This window comes from Acidilobus saccharovorans 345-15, from assembly GCF_000144915.1.
In the GTDB taxonomy this organism is placed as follows: Archaea; Thermoproteota; Thermoprotei_A; order Sulfolobales; family Acidilobaceae; genus Acidilobus; species Acidilobus saccharovorans.
Window position 1 is genome coordinate 926,066 of sequence record NC_014374.1, and the last position, 17,762, is coordinate 943,827.

14 protein-coding genes, 2 tRNA genes and 1 pseudogene are annotated in these 17,762 nt (G+C 56.3%); 9 read left to right on the forward strand and 8 right to left on the reverse strand.

Translation table 11 applies throughout. From position 1 onward, the window contains the following. Positions 1-2 precede the first annotated feature (2 nt). Entirely contained in the window at positions 3-1,019 is a 1,017-nt protein-coding gene (locus tag ASAC_RS04615; RefSeq protein ID WP_013266835.1) for a PP-loop family protein, read from the forward strand. Here the strand turns inward: ASAC_RS04615 and ASAC_RS04620 are convergent. Genes ASAC_RS04620 through ASAC_RS04630 form a run of 3 tightly spaced genes read right to left on the reverse strand, consistent with a single transcriptional unit; the run spans position 1,012 to position 2,634 of the window. Next, the gene (locus tag ASAC_RS04620) at positions 1,012-2,139 is read right to left on the reverse strand and encodes a M24 family metallopeptidase (protein ID WP_013266836.1); all 1,128 of its coding nucleotides are present in this window, start codon (positions 2,137-2,139) and stop codon (positions 1,012-1,014) included. The genes ASAC_RS04615 and ASAC_RS04620 overlap by 8 nt on opposite strands. Positions 2,140-2,194: 55 nt before the next feature. After that, a complete protein-coding gene (locus ASAC_RS04625; RefSeq protein ID WP_013266837.1) occupies positions 2,195-2,383 on the reverse strand; it encodes a 50S ribosomal protein L37e in 189 nt (62 codons plus the stop codon). A 14-nt stretch (positions 2,384-2,397) separates the two neighbouring features. Beyond that, complete coding sequence (locus tag ASAC_RS04630) at positions 2,398-2,634, reverse strand: LSm family protein (protein ID WP_013266838.1); 237 nt, start codon at positions 2,632-2,634, stop codon at positions 2,398-2,400. A gap of 141 nt (positions 2,635-2,775) precedes the next feature. Between ASAC_RS04630 and ASAC_RS04635 the strand changes: the two genes are divergently transcribed. Continuing rightward, positions 2,776-2,851 (forward strand) — tRNA-Arg (locus tag ASAC_RS04635). Positions 2,852-2,864: 13 nt separating this feature from the next. Here the strand turns inward: ASAC_RS04635 and ASAC_RS04640 are convergent. The 3 genes from ASAC_RS04640 to gins23 are packed head-to-tail and all read right to left on the reverse strand — an operon-like array spanning position 2,865 to position 7,695. Then, positions 2,865-5,039: a DEAD/DEAH box helicase gene (locus ASAC_RS04640; protein ID WP_013266839.1), complete on the reverse strand. Its 2,175-nt coding sequence runs from the start codon at positions 5,037-5,039 to the stop codon at positions 2,865-2,867. 11 nt (positions 5,040-5,050) lie between these two features. Next, on the reverse strand, positions 5,051-7,138 hold the full coding sequence (gene mcm, locus ASAC_RS04645; protein WP_013266840.1) for a minichromosome maintenance protein MCM: 2,088 nt from the start codon (positions 7,136-7,138) through the stop codon (positions 5,051-5,053). Beyond that, positions 7,135-7,695: a DNA replication protein Gins23 gene (gins23, locus tag ASAC_RS04650; protein ID WP_013266841.1), complete on the reverse strand. Its 561-nt coding sequence runs from the start codon at positions 7,693-7,695 to the stop codon at positions 7,135-7,137. Before gins23 ends, mcm begins: the two co-directional genes overlap by 4 nt. Positions 7,696-7,820: 125 nt before the next feature. Between gins23 and ASAC_RS04655 the strand changes: the two genes are divergently transcribed. Then, positions 7,821-8,810: a replication factor C small subunit gene (locus tag ASAC_RS04655; RefSeq protein WP_013266842.1), complete on the forward strand. Its 990-nt coding sequence runs from the start codon at positions 7,821-7,823 to the stop codon at positions 8,808-8,810. Then, positions 8,807-10,261 (forward strand): replication factor C large subunit, encoded by a 1,455-nt coding sequence (locus ASAC_RS04660; RefSeq protein WP_013266843.1) that lies wholly within the window; start codon positions 8,807-8,809, stop codon positions 10,259-10,261. Before ASAC_RS04655 ends, ASAC_RS04660 begins: the two co-directional genes overlap by 4 nt. 4 nt (positions 10,262-10,265) lie before the next feature. On the opposite strand, the gene ASAC_RS04665 is transcribed toward ASAC_RS04660, so the two are convergent. After that, entirely contained in the window at positions 10,266-11,786 is a 1,521-nt protein-coding gene (locus ASAC_RS04665) for a class I adenylate-forming enzyme family protein (RefSeq protein WP_013266844.1), read from the reverse strand. Between the two features lie 119 nt (positions 11,787-11,905). Between ASAC_RS04665 and ASAC_RS04670 the strand changes: the two genes are divergently transcribed. Then, a complete protein-coding gene (locus ASAC_RS04670; RefSeq protein WP_013266845.1) occupies positions 11,906-13,171 on the forward strand; it encodes a mandelate racemase/muconate lactonizing enzyme family protein in 1,266 nt (421 codons plus the stop codon). Between the two features lie 211 nt (positions 13,172-13,382). On the opposite strand, the gene ASAC_RS04675 is transcribed toward ASAC_RS04670, so the two are convergent. Further along, a tRNA-His gene (locus tag ASAC_RS04675) sits at positions 13,383-13,456 on the reverse strand. A 289-nt stretch (positions 13,457-13,745) separates the two neighbouring features. Here ASAC_RS04675 and ASAC_RS04680 point away from each other — a divergent pair. From ASAC_RS04680 to ASAC_RS04695, 4 genes and pseudogenes are all read left to right on the forward strand, one after another. Further along, positions 13,746-15,124, forward strand: a pseudogene (locus ASAC_RS04680) (RtcB family protein). Positions 15,125-15,228: 104 nt separating this feature from the next. After that, positions 15,229-15,600: a PadR family transcriptional regulator gene (locus ASAC_RS04685; RefSeq protein WP_148217154.1), complete on the forward strand. Its 372-nt coding sequence runs from the start codon at positions 15,229-15,231 to the stop codon at positions 15,598-15,600. A 35-nt stretch (positions 15,601-15,635) separates the two neighbouring features. Continuing rightward, the gene (locus ASAC_RS04690; RefSeq protein ID WP_013266848.1) at positions 15,636-16,922 is read left to right on the forward strand and encodes a M20 family metallopeptidase; all 1,287 of its coding nucleotides are present in this window, start codon (positions 15,636-15,638) and stop codon (positions 16,920-16,922) included. Between the two features lie 202 nt (positions 16,923-17,124). Next, positions 17,125-17,712: a peroxiredoxin gene (locus tag ASAC_RS04695; protein WP_013266849.1), complete on the forward strand. Its 588-nt coding sequence runs from the start codon at positions 17,125-17,127 to the stop codon at positions 17,710-17,712. Positions 17,713-17,762 lie beyond the last annotated feature (50 nt).

Genomic DNA, 17,762 nt, shown 5'->3' on the forward strand with positions numbered 1-17,762 from the left:
TAATGGTTGTGCTCGAGGCCCCGGCAGTCAAGGTCTACGAGTCGCCAAAAGCTAAGTGCGTTAAGTGCGGAGCTCCGGCCAGGATTAGGCTAAGCTACGCCAACGCCTGGTTCTGCGATAAGCACTTCAAGGAGTACGTCAAGGAGAGGGTAAAGAACAACATCATAAAGTACAACATGGTGAAGAGGGGCGAGACGCTCCTGGTGGCCGTCTCCGGCGGCAAGGACAGCGTAACTCTCATGAACGTGCTTGACGAGATAGCCCCAGAGCTGGGAGTTAACATAGTTGCAGTTCACATAGTTCTAGGCATGGGCGAGTTCTCCGAGAAGTCCCTTGAAGCCTTCAGGGACTCCTGCTCAAAGGCTAAGAACGTTAAGTGCGTCACAGTGGACCTCAAGGAGCTCCTGGGAATGTACATGCCCGAGATAATAAGGCGCAGCAGGAGGCCGGCCTGCAGCGTCTGCGGCCTAGTTAAAAGGTACATACTTAACGCTATGGCCGTGTCCTTAGGCGCCTCGTCAATAGCCACTGGACATCACATGAACGACCTCATGACCTATGCCATCAAGAACTTCATGGAGCAGAAGCTTGACAACATAACCAAGCTAGGGCCGGTCAGCGAGTCCGAGGGCTCGGCCGTCAAGAGGGTGAGGCCCCTTTATGACATCTACGAGGACGAGACCAGGGCCTTCGTCAAGGTCTACGGCCTGAACTATGTTGACATAGAGTGCCCCTTTAAGTCGACCTTGACGCTTGAGGTGATAATAAAGGATATGCTCAGCAGGGCTGAGAGCGAGAGCCCCAGCCTTACGATATCCGCGGCCAGGGCGCTCGCGAGGAACCTGCCATCATACCCGAGGCCTGCCAGTCCGCCCAACAGGTGCCGCCTCTGCGGCATGCCGTCAAACGGTGACGTCTGCGGCTTCTGCAGGCTAACTATGAGCCTGACAGGCGCCCCGCTGGGGCCTGAGGTGAGAAGCCGCATAGAGGGCATGATGAGCAGCTTAAGGACTAGCTGATAATTCTTGAAAGCCGCGTCAGGAGCCTCGCGCCCTTGGCTGTGACTAAGACCATGTCCTCCACTCTGACCCCGTAGACCCCTGGGATATAGAATCCTGGCTCCACGGTCACCACCATGTTCTTCTCAAGCACGTCTGTTGACGCCGGGGCCAAGTAGGGCACCTCGTGAACCTCCACCCCAACGCCGTGGCCAAGCCCGTGGTTGTAGAACTTGTCCAGGCCCTCCTTGGCGAGCACCCTGCGTGAAGCCAGATCAGGGCTCCTGGCCTCGACCCCTGGGGCTATCTGATCTACAGCAGCTGCCTGGGCCTCCGCGACAAGCTCAATGAGCCTCTTATACTCAGCCCCTCCCTCCCCGTGCCACATGCTTCTAGTCGTGTCACTGGCGTAGCCATACATGTCTGCGCCGAAGTCTATCAGCACGGGGCCAGGCTTCTGGAGCCTGACGGGCGTCGGCGTGTGGTGCGGCAGCGCTGTATGGTCATAGAATGCCACAATTGTCGGAAATGACTCGCCCCAGGCGCCCTGCCTCATCAATGACGAGTAGAAGGCGGCCTCGACCTCGCTCTCTGACGGGCTGGAGTCCAGCAGCTCTATGGCCTCCCTGAAGGCCTGCTCTGCCGCGGCTATTGAGTCAAGTATCGCCTGCACCTCCCAATCGTCCTTTATGGCTCTCACCTTAGCTATTGAGCTGCTCAAGTCCCTTGCCTGAAGCTGCTGGGCTACGTTGAGAGAGGCGTAGTCAGCCCACTGAAGGTCAGCCCCTATTGACTTAACATTGCAGTTTCCTAGGACCTGTTTGACAGCGTCTGTGAGCCCTCCGCTTATTAGGTCGCTCTGGGGCACCATTGCCATGCCTACTGAGGCCTCGCCCGACCTTCTGTAGAATGCCTTGACTGCCACGTCCTTAGGCGACATCGATGAGACCCTGTTATAGTCAAGGACCGAGGTGAGTATCACGTCGCCGCAGTCCCTAGTTATCAACATGGCTCCGGTGGGCTCCCTTATGCCCGTGGCGTACGTTATGTTTGGGGCCCCTAGGAGCAGCAGGGCGTCCACGGACTCCCTGTCGAGGAGGTCGCGAAGCTTCCTCCTGTTCAGATCCCACCTAGCCTCCAAACCACGCACCGAGGACTTGCGGCCGGGCCGCCAAAATAAACGCTGGCCCTATCGCTCACACTATCCTTACCCTGTTCACCTTCTTGTTCTGCCACGAGTACCTCCTCATCCTCTTGCTCCTGCCGAAGCCGCAGGCGGCGCAGTAGCCCTTAGCTACGTTAAACGCCCTCCTCCCGCACCTCCTGCACACTATGTGCGTGTACCCCCTTCCCATCTTGCCAAACGAGGCCGTTCCCTTGACCACTGCCAATCACCTTTTCACTTAACCGGGCTTATGGCTACTATGCTGTCGCCCCTGACTAGCACCGTGCCGAGGCTTCTCGAGCCCCTCTCTGTAAGCTCCTCCGCGTTCTCAAGCACCAGGTTCAGGTGCTGGTCAAAGCTCTTCAGCACTCCCTTGACGCCCTCGCCTCCCTTGAGCTTGACGTAGACGCTGGCGTTCAGGTACTCATTCATTACCTTGAAAGTGTTCGTCCTCTCTGCCTGATTTGCCATGTACTTTCACCTGCAGTGGCTGGGCCCCAAGGAGTTAAAAGCGTGCGTGAGGTTATGTGATATAAGGGCGGTCGACCTCCATTATAAGGAGGGCTTTCCAACAACCCTTATTTTAACCCGCCCTAGATACAGGGAACTGAAGGGCCCGTAGCCCAGCCAGGATCAGGGCGCCAGCCTGCGGAGCTGGAGGTCCCGGGTTCAAGTCCCGGCGGGCCCGTAGCCCGCTTAAACTAGGCCGCGAACCTGTCAAGGCCTACGCCCTCGTGGCCTCTTCCCTTGATTGAGGCGGCCTCCTCCTTCCTCCCGAAGAACTCAAGTATAGAGGCCACGGTCGCGGGGCCTATGCCTGGAATCCTCAACAGCTCCTGAGGGCTTGCGGTTGCCAGGGACTCGAGGGTCTTGAAGCCGGCGTTATAGAGCCTCCTAGCCCTGACCCTCCCGACGCCGGGTATCTCCACGAGCTGCAGCAGCTCGGGCTTGACGCCCTCCTCTATGCGCTTTGACAGAAGCCTCAGCTTCTCTGAGACCTCCTCAGGGAGCCCTGCCGCGGGGGCCACCTCGGCCAGAGAGCTGGCTATCCACTTCGCCGTGTCGATTATCGAGGCGACGTCGCCTGGACCAACATCATAGGTCTCAGCAATTTTGTCGTCTGGAACCTCCTCTATCCAGTCGAGGAGGGCCAGAGTGGTCTTGAGAGCTGCCACGCTGTCCGGGTCGTCCCAGTCAACTATGTCTATTAAGGTTGGCACCCTGTCCACCGCCATGTCCATTATCTTCTCGCTCTCGGAGCTCCTGACGGGCAGCAGGTTCATGTCAGGCATGGAGGAGATTATATAGATGAGGCCCTCGGTTGTGAACTTGCCGTTGAACCTCTTTGCAAGCTTAACTAGCTTGGGCACGCTCGCTGGGTCGAGGTAAGTCCTTGAGACCACGTAGCCCAGGTGAGTAGCCTTAAGCTTCCCGTTAGTTTCCTCTACGAGGCCCCAGGCTACTAGGTCGTCAAGCGATATCCTGAGGATCTGGCTCAGCTTCTCCTCACCCCTCTGCACGTAGTAAAGGGTCTTCCTGTGCAGCTCCAGCAGCGACCCGAAGTCGTTGGCTATGCCTGAGGCCACGGCACCAAGGGCTGAGTGCCTGACCCCCCTGACACCGTAAAGCCTGCTCTCGAGCCTCTCCGGCTTAGCCTTTATGTACTCCTCCATGAGCTCCCTGACGCTCCTTGGCCTTGAGGCCACTATGATTGCCTCGCCGTAGGGGTCAAGGCCTGGCCTGCCCGCCCTGCCGGCGAACTGCTTATACTCAAAGACCTTTATGTCGCGTGGAACGCCGTAACTTTCGTCATACCTCTCCACCTCAGCAATGACCACCCTCCTGGCGGGGAGGTTAACCCCGGCCGCCAGCGTCGGCGTGGCAAATATGGCAGCTAAGGCCCCGTCCCTGAACGCGTCCTCTATTAAAGTCCTCTGCTCATTTGAAAGCCCGGCATGATGATATGAGACCCCCGACATTATGAGCTCCGCTATCTCCTCCCTGAGGAGCCTGGGACCCTCCGTCGCCAGTATCTTAGCGGCATACTCCCTGGCCTTTCCCTGGTTGAACTTGAGGAGGTTCCTTGGAAGCCTGGCGGCCATCTTGGCCAGCTGGACGGCCCTTCTCCTTGACTGGACGAAGACGAGCGTCTGGCCGCCCTGCCTGCTCTCGTCAACCACAAGGTTTATGCTGGGGTTGGCGCTCACCTCCTCCACCTTCCTCTTACTGCCATCTGAAAAGTGTATGACGCCGTCCTTGTAGACTCCCTCGCTCAGGGGCACCGGCCTCCAGTTACACTTCACCAGCTTAGCCCCTATCCAGTTGGCTATCTCGTCGACATTTGATACCGTGGCGCTCAGCGCCACGACCTGGACACCCCTTGACCTATAGAGGACCTTGGAGAGGAGGGTCTCGATTATCGGCCCCCTCTTTTCATCATCCACATAGTGTATCTCATCAACAACTAGCGAGCCCATCTTATCAATAATGGAGGGGCTGTTCCTTATGATGGAGTCCAGCTTCTCGTAGGTGGTTATTATAACGTCGTTCCTGTTTACAATAATCTCGTCGTTCACGTTTAAGTCCCCTATGCTTATGCCCACCTTAAGGTTCAGCTTCGTGAGGGCCTCCCTGAACTCCCTGTACTTCTCAGTAGCTATGCTCCTCAGGGGCGCGGTGTAGAAGGACTTCGCGCCCTTTAGGGCCGCGGAGGCCAGGGCCACCATAGCTATGAAGGTCTTCCCCGAGGCCGTGGGTGATGAGACCAGGAGGCTCCGGCCGTCCTCAACGCCTGCCTCAATGGCAGCCCTCTGTGGTGGGTAGAGCTCCTTGTAGCCCAGTATTTGCATCAGCCTCTCGGCGACCTTTGCTGACAAAGTCCCTCACGTTAAACCTCCTTGTAGCAGTTGGACCTAATTTCTGCTATCTGGCCCTGCCTGTTCATGGCCCTTATGGTCTCCTCGACCTTGTCTGGCGCGGCCTTCGTCTGCGACGTGACCTCCTTTATTATATCGTCGAGCTTAACGCAGGGCCTGCCGTCCTCCCTGAGCCTCTTTATGGTGTCAACTATGACGGTCATGAGCTTCCTGGTGTGGAAGCTGGCGCCAGTCGCTATCATTGAGTAATCTATGAAGCCGGACTCCACGTCAAGGCCCACGCTGCCTAGGAACGACAGCATAAGCCTCACGGCCTCCTCGGCATCCTCGGCGTCTACCCTGTCCTTGAGCGCCATCCTGGCATGGGCCTCCGAGAGCCTCACGAGGGCCTCAAGCTGCCTTGCAGTGACCGGCACGGGCGTCTGGCCCTCGTTGCCGTACTTTGAGGCGGAGGACCTCATCGTGACGAAGAACGACTCTATTATAGACTTTGCCTCCTCGGTCAGCTTAGGCCTTGAGTACCTCTTGGCGTATATTATGTACTTCTTAAGTAGCTGCGGGTCTATCTCAGGCACATACTTGGAATAGTCGCTGTGAACGTCCAGTATGTACCTCGCCAGCCTCCTGTCATGCTCCATGGCCATAACGTCCTTTACTACAAATATCAGGTCGAACCTTGAGAGCACGGTGGGCGGCAGGTTGACGTTGTCTATGAAGCTCCTCTGGGGATCGTAAAGCCCATACTTGGGGTTGCCAGCTGCAAGGACGGCGGCCCTGGCGTTTAGCCTGGCCACTATGCCTGCCTTTGATATGCTCACCGACTGCTGCTCCATGGCCTCATGTATCGAGGCCCTGTCCTCAGGCCTCATCTTATCAAACTCGTCTATCACGGCAAGGCCCCCGTCGGCTAACACCATGGCGCCCGCCTCCAGGAAGTACTCACTGGTCTTCGGATCCTTCAGGACTGCGGCGGTCAGCCCAGCGGCCGTCGAGCCCTTGCCGCTGGTGTAGACGGACCTGGGGGCTATCCTGGCCGCCGACTGCAGGAGCTGGCTCTTGGCGACTCCTGGGTCTCCGACAAACAGTACATGTATGTCGCCCCTTATCCTGGTGCCGTCAGGAGCTACCTTGGGCACCCCTCCGAAGAGCTGGAGCGCTATGGCCTCCTTGAGGTCCCAGTGGCCATATATTGTGGGCGCTACGCTCGCTATGATCTTCTCCCTTATCCAGGGGTCCTTGGAGAGCTCAAGTATCTTCTCCTCGTCGTCCCTAGTTATAGCTACCTCTTCGAGCACCTTCTCGGAGACCCTGAGGCTGTTGGCCTCTATCTTCAGCTCAAAGTAAGGCGCCTTGTCGTTTCCCGCTGCAGGGCTGGGCCTCACTATGCCTACCACGGTGACCAGGTCCCCTGGCCTAGCCATGTCAACTAGGTCCTCCGTAAGCTCCACCGTCACGCTCCTTGGCATCTGACCTCCTGGGACGTCCTCGGGCCTCTCCTGGAGCGTTATCTCCTGCCAGTCTACATAGACAGACTTGTCACGCAGGAGCACGAACCTGCCGCCGGCCTCCCCGCAGACCGGGCACTGAAGAGGCCTATCTATCTTATCCTCGAGGTACTCGTCCTCCTCATAGGGCCACTGGAACTCAGCGTTGCAGCCCTCCTTTTCGTGCCGGTAGACTGCCTTGATCATCTTGCTCCTGACGGGCCTCATCCTGGTTATTATGCCCTCCACCTGAATCAGCTTGTTCATATACTGGGTCTTGATGTCCCTGATCTTGGTGGTCTCGTAAAGCCCCTGCACCCTCACGTGGAGCTTCCCTTTACGCTTGGCAAACTCCGCGTCCTCGCCGGTCACAAGCTCCAGGAGGGCCTCGTCGAACTCCTTCAGCACCTTCTGCGGCTCATCTATGAGCATGTTGGCAAGGTCCGTGTTGTACCTGTAAAGGTCCTGAAAGTCAACGAGCAGGCTGCCCAGGTCAAGGTTTATCATCCTGTGCAGCCTGTCCATGTACTTCAGGCCCTCGACGCTTCTGAAGTTCCTGATAAAGTCCTTAAACTTCTCCCCTATGCTCAGCTGCTCCTGCTCAGCGGCGCTCAACCGCTGCTCACCCCCATGAGGGACTGAATGTAGTTCTTCCACGAGTTGAAGGCGTTCTTGAGCTGCGTGTAGATGAGCACCTCCTCAGGAGTCATGTTGGGGACCTCCTCGTCTCCCATATCAGTTTGGGCGAGCCTCACTATCTTGGAGAGCCTCAGCTGGGAGAGCTCTATCACGTTCTTTTCGCTGACGTCCTTGTCATTTATCAGCATGTGCGAAGGCGACCTCTTTATAGCCTCATCAAGGGACCTTATGAACTCGCCAACCGCAACGTAGAAGTCGGATGGCAGCTGGGCAAGGTGAGAGCCGCTGGCGGACCTCCTCTCCTTGTAGTGGTAGTTGTTTATGTAGTTAACGTCTACCTCCTCCTTAGGTTTGGCGTAGCCCTCCTTCGAGAGCACCTCAGCTATCCACCTGGGCACCTCGACCTCGTCCCCCTTCTTCGCCTGAAGGGGGCCGTCAGGCAGGGGTATGGTGCAGTCGTTCAATATCATGACCTTTATCGGCCTCAGCATGCCATCAAGGCTCAGCAGCTGCAGCCTCTCCTCAAGCTTCACAGTGTCGCCCTAACCTAACTCTGCCGGCGAGAACCAATAAGGCCAGAGGGCCCCCGCTCAGGGCTTGACTGCAAGCCACCTTATTAGCCCAGGCCACAACAATAGTTAACGCGGGGCTCAATAGCTTGAGCACAGCCATAGAGGAGCTTCTGTGGACTGAGAAGTACAGGCCTAGGAGCCTGAAGGAGATAGTGAACCAGAAGGAGATAGTTGAAAGGCTCTCCAAGTTCGTCGCGGAGAAGAACATGCCCCACCTGCTCTTCGCCGGCCCGCCGGGCACCGGGAAGACCACCGCGGCCCATGCGCTAGCGCATGACCTCTACGGCGACAACTACACTCAGTACATGCTGGAGCTGAACGCCAGCGACGAGAGGGGAATAGACACTATAAGGGAGAAGGTAAAGGAGTTCGCCAGGAGCAAGACCCCGCCAGACATACCGTTCAAGATAGTGCTCCTTGACGAGGCTGACAACATGACAGCTGACGCGCAGCAGGCCCTCAGGAGGCTCATGGAACTCTACAGCGCCAACACAAGGTTCATACTCGCCGCCAACTTCCCGTCAAAGATAATAGATCCCATACAGAGCAGGTGCGCATTCTTCAGGTTCACCCCGCTCGGCAAGGATGATGTGGTGGGAAGGCTCAGGTATATAGCGGAAAAGGAGAACGTCAAATACGACGAAGACGCGCTGGAGGCCATCTACGACATATCTGAGGGTGACATGAGGAAGGCAATAAACATACTTCAGACGGCGGCCTCCTTAGGCAAGGTCGACGTTGACTCCGTATATAAAGTAGTTGGTATGGCGAGGCCTAAGGACATAAGGGAGATGGTCGAGGAGGCGCTTAAGGGCGACTTCACGGGCGCCAGGGAGCTCCTCAGGAAGGTGATGATAGAGTACGGCCTCAGCGGCGAGGACGTCGTTAGGCAGATACACCGTGAGCTTTTCAGCAACGACCTCAAGATACCCGAGGAGCTCAGGGTTATGATAGCTGACTACCTCGGGGAAATTCACTACAGGATAGTAGAGGGGAGCGATGACGACATACAGCTCAGCGCGTTCCTGGCTTGGCTGGCAATGATGAGCAAGCGGGTGGGGGCCGCAACGACATGAGCCTTCAGCAGCGAATTCCATGGATAATAAAGTACAGGCCCAAGAGCGTCAACGATGTAGTAGACCAGGAGGAGGCTAAGAGCCAGTTCCTCACCTGGCTCGAGGCGTGGCTCAAGGGGAGGCCCCCAGAGAAGAGGGCGGCCCTGCTTTATGGCCCCCCGGGCGTCGGAAAGACTAGCCTTGTTGAGGCGGCGGCGCATGACTATAAGCTTGAGGTGCTGGAGCTGAACGCCAGCGACTACAGGAGGGCCGAGGACATAAGGAGAACTGTTGGCGTTGCCGCCTTCAGGAGGCCCCTGACCGGGAGACTAATGATAATACTCATGGACGAGGTTGATGGCATAAGCGCCAAGGGGGACGCCGGAGGCCTTGACGAGCTTCTAAGGATAATACCAAATGCGCAGAACCCCATAGTGCTTACCGCGAACGACCCGTGGAAGGACCAGCTCAGGCCCCTAAGGGAAGTGACGCTCATGATAGAGTTCAAGAACCTCTCCACTGGCAACGTAGTATCGCTTCTCCAGAACATATGCGACAGGGAGCACATAGAGTGTGACCGCGAGGCGCTGAGGTACATAGCCGACAAGAACGCGGGGGACGTGAGGGCCTGCGTCAACGACCTTGAGGCTGTCGCAGAGGGCTATGGGAAGGTCACTATGGAGCTTGCCAGGGCCCTCGTCAGGGGGAGGGACAAGAGCATCGACCTCTGGAGGACCCTTAATGACGTCTTTTATGCCAAGGCCGGGTGGATGGCCAAGAAGGCCGTGACCAACTCTGAGGAGGACTATGAGACCATTATGGCCTGGCTTAACGACAACATTCAAAATAAGTACGGGGACCCGGAGGATGCATTCAGGGCCTGGGACGCCCTCTCGAGGGCAAGCCTCTTCCTCTCCAGGGCTAAGGCCGGCAACTGGGACTTCCTCTCGTATGTCTTTGACCTGATGGGGCCGGGCGTCGCGATGGCGAGACAGGTGGAGCAGTCGCCCCTGAGGAACAGGTATCAGTACCCATCGAGGATAACGCTTATGGCTAAGCTTAAGGACATCAGGAGCGTTAGGGACTCCATAGCAGAGAGGTTAGCCTCAAGGCTCCACATATCAACGTCTACGTTTAAGGAGGACGTCCTACCTTACCTCTTCATAATATTTAGGCAGGGGGACCTGAACATGGCCGGAGGCCTCGTGGTGGGCTACGGCCTAACAGAGTCCGAAGTGCAGTACCTGGCTGGCCCCAGGAGCAGGGACGTGCTGAAGTCAGCCGATGCGGTCCGCGAAGCTCTCAGGAAGGGCTCTGAGGTAAAGGCAGCCGAGGGGAAGGGGCCCCAGGGCCAGCCAAGGCAGGCCGAGAGAGGCAGTAAAGGCCAGCTGACGCTTGACATGTTTGGGTTGGGTTCAAGTTCCCCCAGACCCTCGGACGATAAAGGCAAGAGGGGAAGGACCCGTAAGTGAGCCCTTATAGCTTATCTACAAAGTATATCTTATGCAACTTCTTGTAGAACGCCACTTGACTGTTAACAAAGTCCAGAAGGTCCTTCTCCGTGACGCTTGCGCCGGGCCTGAGAACGACCTTGGCCACAGGCTTCTCGCCAACCGCTGGGTCCCTCTCTCCATAGACATATGCCTGCTGGACGTCTGGGTGCCTCATGAGAACCGCCTCAAGATCTCTTGGAAATATAGGGTAAGCCTTATACTTTATCATCCTTTTCCTCACGCCCCTGAAGTAAAGCAGCCCCCTCTCGTCAATGCTCATAAGGTCCCCTGTCCTTAGCCACCCGTTGTAGAACGCTTTGCTCGTCTCCTCAGGGTCCTCGTAGGCCTCCATCAGCCATGGCGCCTTGGCCAGCAGCTCCCCTGTCTCTCCTGGGCCCTTCTCCTCGGTCGGGTTGTCGGGGTTCACTATCATTATGTCAACGCCTGCTATGGGGGCGCCCACGGTACCTTTGACCTCCCCGACAGTGGTAGGCTGATAGGTGAGGACCCAGGACTCCGTCATTCCGTAGAACTGCACGAGCGGAGCGCCGAAGGCGCTGCGGAAACCCTCCTGAGTCTCAGGCCTTAGGGGAGCGCCGCCCGAGAGCCCGAGCCTCACGCCAGGGGGAGCGCCGCGACTCTTCGCAGCCTCTACCAAGGAGTCATGCATTGTGGGGGCTCCCGATATGAAGTTTATGCCGTAAATCCTTATGGCCTCTAGCGCTGCAACGTCGCTCCACCTCTGCATAAGGACAACGGAGCCCCTGAGGTAAAGGGGCGTCAGCGTGCTGACCTGAAGGCCCAGCACGTGGGTCATAGGCGCCACTACGATGGACACTGGCCTGAAGTCCAGCTTCATCGAGTCGGCCAGGGCCTTGACCGCTGTTGAGAGGGCGCGGTGAGTGTGATAGACCTGCATTGTACGTCCTGCGATGCCTGCGTAATACATCACTAAAGATCTTGAGCTGGACTTCACGTCATCGCCGTAGATCTCGTCACTCCTTATAACGTCGCTCATGGTGTGCACTTTGACCTCGCCCTCCTTAGGCTGCCCATCAACTACAAGCACCTCTTCGACGCCTGCCCTGGCCATAGTCTTCTGCTCCCTTTCATAGAATTGTTGCGAGACCACACCAACCTTAATTCCCCTGCCCCTCAGCTGCTCATAAAGGTCTTCAGATATAGTCAAGGGGTCGACTAGCACAGAAATGGCGCTAGACCTCCATATCCCGAGCAGGCCCGCTAAAGCCTCTATCCTATTATTCGCCGCGAAGAGCACCTGATCCCCTTCATTAACGCCAAGCGACCTCAGAAAGCCTGCGACCTTAGCTGAGGCTCTCCTGAGGGCCCCCCACGTGTAGCAGGAGCCCGTCTCAAGCTGCAGGGCGGCGCACTCGCCCTCGTGGCCTCTCCACACATTGTCAAGGAGCGAGTGTATAGGCTCCTCTACAGGCTCCAGCTCGGGAAGGCCTCCCTCAAAGAGCCTTATCCATATCTTTTCCACTTAAATCCCACCAAAGTAAGAAAGCTGTGGCTCTTAAATCCCTGTAGCCCTTGGCTATCTAGTATCTGCTATGCGTATATACTGCCCTTTTCTAGACTAATACCGCGGGGCATCCTAATTTGAAAGAGCTCAGGATAACAAAGGTAACCTCGTTTACTGTGCAGGCAAACTTTGAGTGGACCTTTGTAAGGGTCTACTCCGGGGACCTTTACGGCACCGGGGAGGCGGGCCCTACGCCTGGCGCCTCGGCGATAGCTAATACGCTCGGCAGCGTAATAGTTGGCGAGGACACATTTAAAGTAAACAGGATCCTCCAGAAACTTAGGTGGGCCACGCTCTACGCCGGCACGTCAGCATATCACATAATATCAGCCATAGATATGGCCATCTACGACCTAATTGGCAAGTACCTCAACCTGCCGGTCTATGCCCTGCTTGGCGGCGATAGGACAGAGATACCAGTGTACGTGGATGCTCACGGAGGCAAGGGCCTTGAGGCCATGAACTCAGCGCTCATGCCTGTTGAGCCCCCATGGATTTCGCAGGCCAATGTGGAGAAGGGCAGGATAAAGGAGCCAAGCCCGGTTCACGGCAGGCTCACCGCTGAGGCGTGGACTTCAGACTACACTCCTGAGGCTTACGCGTCAAGAGCAAGAGAGCTGAAGGCGGAGGGCTGGAAGGCCATAAAGTTTGACCTGGACGTGCCGACGCCCCACTCAGACCCTGTCAGACTAAGGAGCGGAAGGCTCAGCCAAGCCGAGGTACAGTACCTTGCGGCGCTGGCCGAGGCCGTCAGGGACGCCGTGGGTTACGACGTAGATATCATGTTTGACCTTCACTGGCGTTACGACCTCAACACGGGCATCGCCCTGTGCAGGGCTCTTGAAAGCGTTAAGCCCAGGTGGGTCGAGGACCCGACGCCGGCGGTCACCACGTTAACTAACCTTGACGAGCTAAGGATGATCACCTCCCGCTGCAACGTCCCCATAGAGGTTGGGGAGAACCTCTACACGTACTACCAGTTCAAGGACCTTCTCGGCACAGGGGTCAGCGTGTGGGCCCCTGACCCAGCTAAAGCCGGAGGTATAACGGAGCTGCGGAGGATAGAGGAGCTGGCGTCGCTCTATGATATAGAGGTCTCACCTCATAACATAGGCTCCCCCATAGCAACTATGGCCGCGGCCCACGCAGCGTCCGTTAGTAACACCTTTGGGGCTCTTGAGTTTCATGGACATGACTTGCCGTTCTGGAACGACCTAGTCAAGAGCAAGAAGAGGATAATAGATGCCAGTAGGAGCGCCATAGTTTTGACTGACGAGCCGGGCCTCGGTGTAGAACTCGACGAGGAAGTCGCCGCAAGGCTGTGGCCTGGGTTCGAGCTCTAGCGGCCAAGGCGGCGATTGAGTTAGTCTTTTTTATTTCTTGAGCCTTAGATCATTATGGGCGGCGCATGAGGACCCTGGCATGTCCTGAGGTGATGAGGATTACGAACCCCCGACCTGACGCCGCCCATAAGGTGAAATCAACCTACATGGCAGTATTGCACTCTACCATTATTATGATAATAAATTAAAAGCACTATGCTAAGGGCGAAGGGGCCCGGGCCGGGATTTGAACCCGGGACCTCCGGGTCCACAGCCCGGCGCTCTAGCCAGCTGAGCTACCCGGGCCACAGGGCCCACGCCCTCAGCTCATCGGCACGCTGCCTCAGGCCGGGCCCCTCCACGCCTACCTGTGACTGTTGACTCTATTTACCCTTTTCCTCCTATGACGAGCTATCCCCCACTAGGTGCAGCGCGAAGGCTATACAGCATGAACTTACTATGTCCTGAATTCCAAACAGCTAGGCTAAAAGGGCCCTCGTCACCTCTGGTCCTGGGTGAAGACTAGTTGCCAGAGGTGCCCTTGAAGAGGGTTGACAAGAACACATGGATCATCGACAAGGGCTTCAAGGGCTGCATGAGGGTCCCAGCGATAATATACGCTGATGACCTGCTCGTCCAGAAGATGCAGCAGGACCTCACGCTGGTTCAGGCAGCTAACGTGGCCTGCCTCCAGGGGATACAGCAGTACAGCATAGTAATGCCTGACGGCCACCAGGGCTACGGCTTCCCCATAGGCGGCGTCGCCGCTATGGACATTGAGGAGAATGGTGTCATAAGCCCTGGGGGAGTAGGCTATGACATAAACTGCGGGGTCCGCCTCATAAGGACTGACCTCACAGTTAACGACGTTAAGCCCAAGATAAAGGACCTCATAAATGCCATCTATGAGAACGTGCCGAGCGGGCTGGGCAGCACTGGCAAGCTGAAGCTCAGCTTCCAGGAGCTTAACAGGGTCCTCGACGAGGGGGTTAGGTGGGCCGTCGAGAAGGGCTATGGCTGGGATGAGGACATAGAGAGAATTGAGGAGCGCGGCAGCTGGAAGCTTGCCGACTCAAGCAAGGTGAGTGACACTGCCAGGAGAAGGGGCGCCAGCGAGCTTGGCACCCTGGGAAGTGGGAATCACTTCCTCGAGGTCCAGGTGGTTGACAAGGTGTATGATGAGAGGCTGGCCAAGGCCTTCGGCCTCTCGAAGGACAGGTGACAGTAATGATACACACCGGCAGCAGGGGGCTCGGCCACCAGATAGCGAGCGACTACCTGCAGATCATGGAGAGGGCCATGAGGAAGTACGGCACGATGCCGCCGGACAGGGAGCTGGCCAGCATACCATACAATACGCCCGAGGCCCAGGACTACGTCAAGGCTATGGCGGCTGGGGCTAACTATGCCTGGACCAACAGGCAGATAATAACTCACTGGGTCAGGGAGAGCTTCCAGCAGGTGTTTAAGGTCGACCCGGAGAAGCTCGGGATGCACCTGGTCTACGACGTGGCCCACAACATAGCTAAGATAGAGGAGTACGACATAAACGGAAAGAGGAGGAAGGTAGTGGTGCACAGGAAGGGCGCCACGAGGGCGTTCCCGCCGGGGAGCCCTGAGATACCGAGCATATACAGGGATTATGGGCAGCCCGTGCTGATACCTGGCAGCATGGGCACCGCGAGCTACGTGCTAGCCGGCGTTGAGACTGGAGTGAAGACCTGGTTCACTGCACCCCACGGGGCTGGGAGGTGGATGAGCAGATCTGGGGCTAAGAGGGAGAAGACCTACAGGGAGGTAGTTCAAGAGATGGAGAGCAAGGGCATATACCTCAAGGCAAGCAACGTGGCCACGGTAATAGAGGAGATGCCTGAAGCCTACAAGGATGTTGACAGGGTCGCGCAGGTGGCCCACGACGTCGGCATTGGAAGGCTCGTGGCCAGGCTTCGGCCCCTGGGCGTCACCAAGGGCTGACAAACGCCTTTTGAGCATCTACATGTTAAGGAACCAGGCCTGTATGGTGTACTGTATTTTACTTTCTCCTCTAACAGCTACCTGAAAAGAGCCCGGTGCTGGACATGAAAGGGGGTCTGCTGAGGGGGCTCGCCACATTTATGATATTAGCTGAGCTCGCCGAGAGGCCGAAGTGTGGCTACGAAATAGGCAAGGATATATCGCAGAAGGTGGGAGGCAAGCTTCCTCCTGGCTACGTATACGTGATGCTCAGCATGCTGGAGAAAAAAGGCCTCGTGGAGAGCAGCCCCATAGGCGAGAGGAAGAAGGAGTACAGGATAACGGAGAAGGGAATAGACTTCCTCATAGAACATGAGCAACACATAGATAAAGTAATAGCGCTGCTGAGGGAGGTAGAGGGCGTTGCCAGGTCGCTGAGGTACTCAAGGCTCCAGAAAAGCGGTGGGCTGCGCGAGGGCGAGCCTAGCCAAAGCTAATTAACCTCATATGCAGTTGAAGCCTGGGGCTATATATGAACGTAGAAAGCCTTAGCATGAGGTTAGCGAAGCTAACCTCTGACATGATAAGAATTGACACCTCCAACCCTCCTGGCCACACGAGGGAGTTCGTGAACTTCCTTGTAGACTACCTGCAGCTTCAGGGCTTCAGCCCTGATACTGTTGAGATAGCTGAAGGCAAGCCAAACCTAATAGTTAAGGTTGGCTCGGGGTCGCCGACGCTGATACTCAACGGCCACATGGACGTGGTGCCTGCTGGCGACAAGGGGAAGTGGACCAAGGCCGACCCCTTCTCCGGGGAGATCAAGGACGACAAGGTTTACGGGAGGGGCGCCACTGACATGAAGGGCGGACTGGCTGTAATAGTAGCACTATTCTCTGATGTGGCAAAACTTATAGAGGACAGGGGAGCGGGCTCCCTTACGTTAGTGGCCAGCGCTGACGAAGAGGTTGGAGGCGCCAATGGACTGGGGGCCCTCGTCTCCAGAAAAGTTGTCACGGGGGACGCAGCGATAATAGCTGAGCCGTCAGGCGTCGAGACGATCTCCATAGGAGAGAAGGGGCTCTGTCAAATATCGCTGACAGTTAAGGGCAGGTCCGCCCATGGTAGCATGCCCATCCTTGGCGATAACGCCATAACAAAGTCGCTTGACGTCATAGAGCTGCTTTCACAGGCCATAGACTCCTACAATTCTAAGATAGAGCCGCCTAAGGATCTTGAGGAAATGCTTGAGAGCTCTATAGACGTCCTGGTTGAGGAGGCCAGCAAGTCACAAGTTAAGATATCAAGGAGCGAGGCGGAGTACGTGCTTAAGAAGATAACCTTCAACCCAGGCGTCATGCACTGCGGCACAAAGATCAATGTAGTGCCCGACAGGTGTGACGTTGAAATAGATACAAGGCTGCCGCTTGGGGTCAAGGGCGGCGGCGAGCGCACGGCCTGTGAGCTCCTGCTCGAGGACATAAGAAGCATACTCCTGGAAAACCTGCCGCCTGACAGCTTTGAGCTCGGAATTCTTAACAGCAGCGAGCCTAACTACACGGATCCTAACAGCGGCATAGTTAAGGTAATCTCTAATTCTATTGAAAGGGTCCTTGGCGTTAAGCCTAAGTACCGCATAGAGACAGGCGCCACCGACGGCCGCTATTTGAGGTATGTCGGCGTGCCTGTGGCGATCTACGGCCCTGGCGAGCCGTTCTTAGCGCACGCCTATAATGAATACGTAAAGATCGAAGATTTAGAGAAGGCCTATAAGGTCCTCAGGGATGCCGTGCTATCATTTTTCAACGTGAGCGAGTGAAAGGGCCGTTTTTGGCTTAAACCCTTCCAAAGTGCAGTATATCGTCAAACTCGGCTATCGTCATTTGAGACCTCCACAGCAGTTTCTACGACGTTTCCGATGTGGTATAACATCTTAGCACCTTACTCTAAAGTTTTTCGATAGACTTTCTTAATAGAAACATTTTTAAACTAGCAAACGCCTCTGACACCTGCGTGAGAACATGATAGAGGTTGGTTCACCTGCGCCTGACTTCACGGCAAACGCCTACTTCCCTGCAGAGAACAGGGTTGGCAAGCTGAGCCTACATGACTTCAAGGGCAAGTGGGTCGTTTTAACGTTCCATCCAGGCGACTTCACTTTTGTCTGCGCCACGGACCTTGAGGCCTTCCAGGCGTACTACGATAAGTTCAAGGCTAACAACGCCGAGGTCCTAGCGGTCAGCACCGACAGCGTCTACTCGCACAAGGTCTGGGTCGAGACAAGCCCAAGAGTTAAGGGTGTCAAGTTCCCGCTGGTCGAGGATATAAACAAGCAGATATCCACTGCCTACGGCTTCCTTAACACGGCCACCGGCATGACAAGGAGAGGAACGGTCATAATAGACCCTGACGGAATAGTTCAGTACATATCAGTGTTTAACGATAGGCTTGGAAAGGACGTGCCGCATATCTACAACGCCTTCATTAACTTGAAGTACCTCTACGAGCACCCGCCAACACCAACGGAGTTCGACATAGTGAGCGCCAACAAGGGAGAGGGCTCCCAGGTACTCCACATAAGGATACCGGACAGCATAGGGAAGCTGTGAAGATAACTATTTTAACTTTATTTTAGTTTTATATTTATTTCAAGTTATTT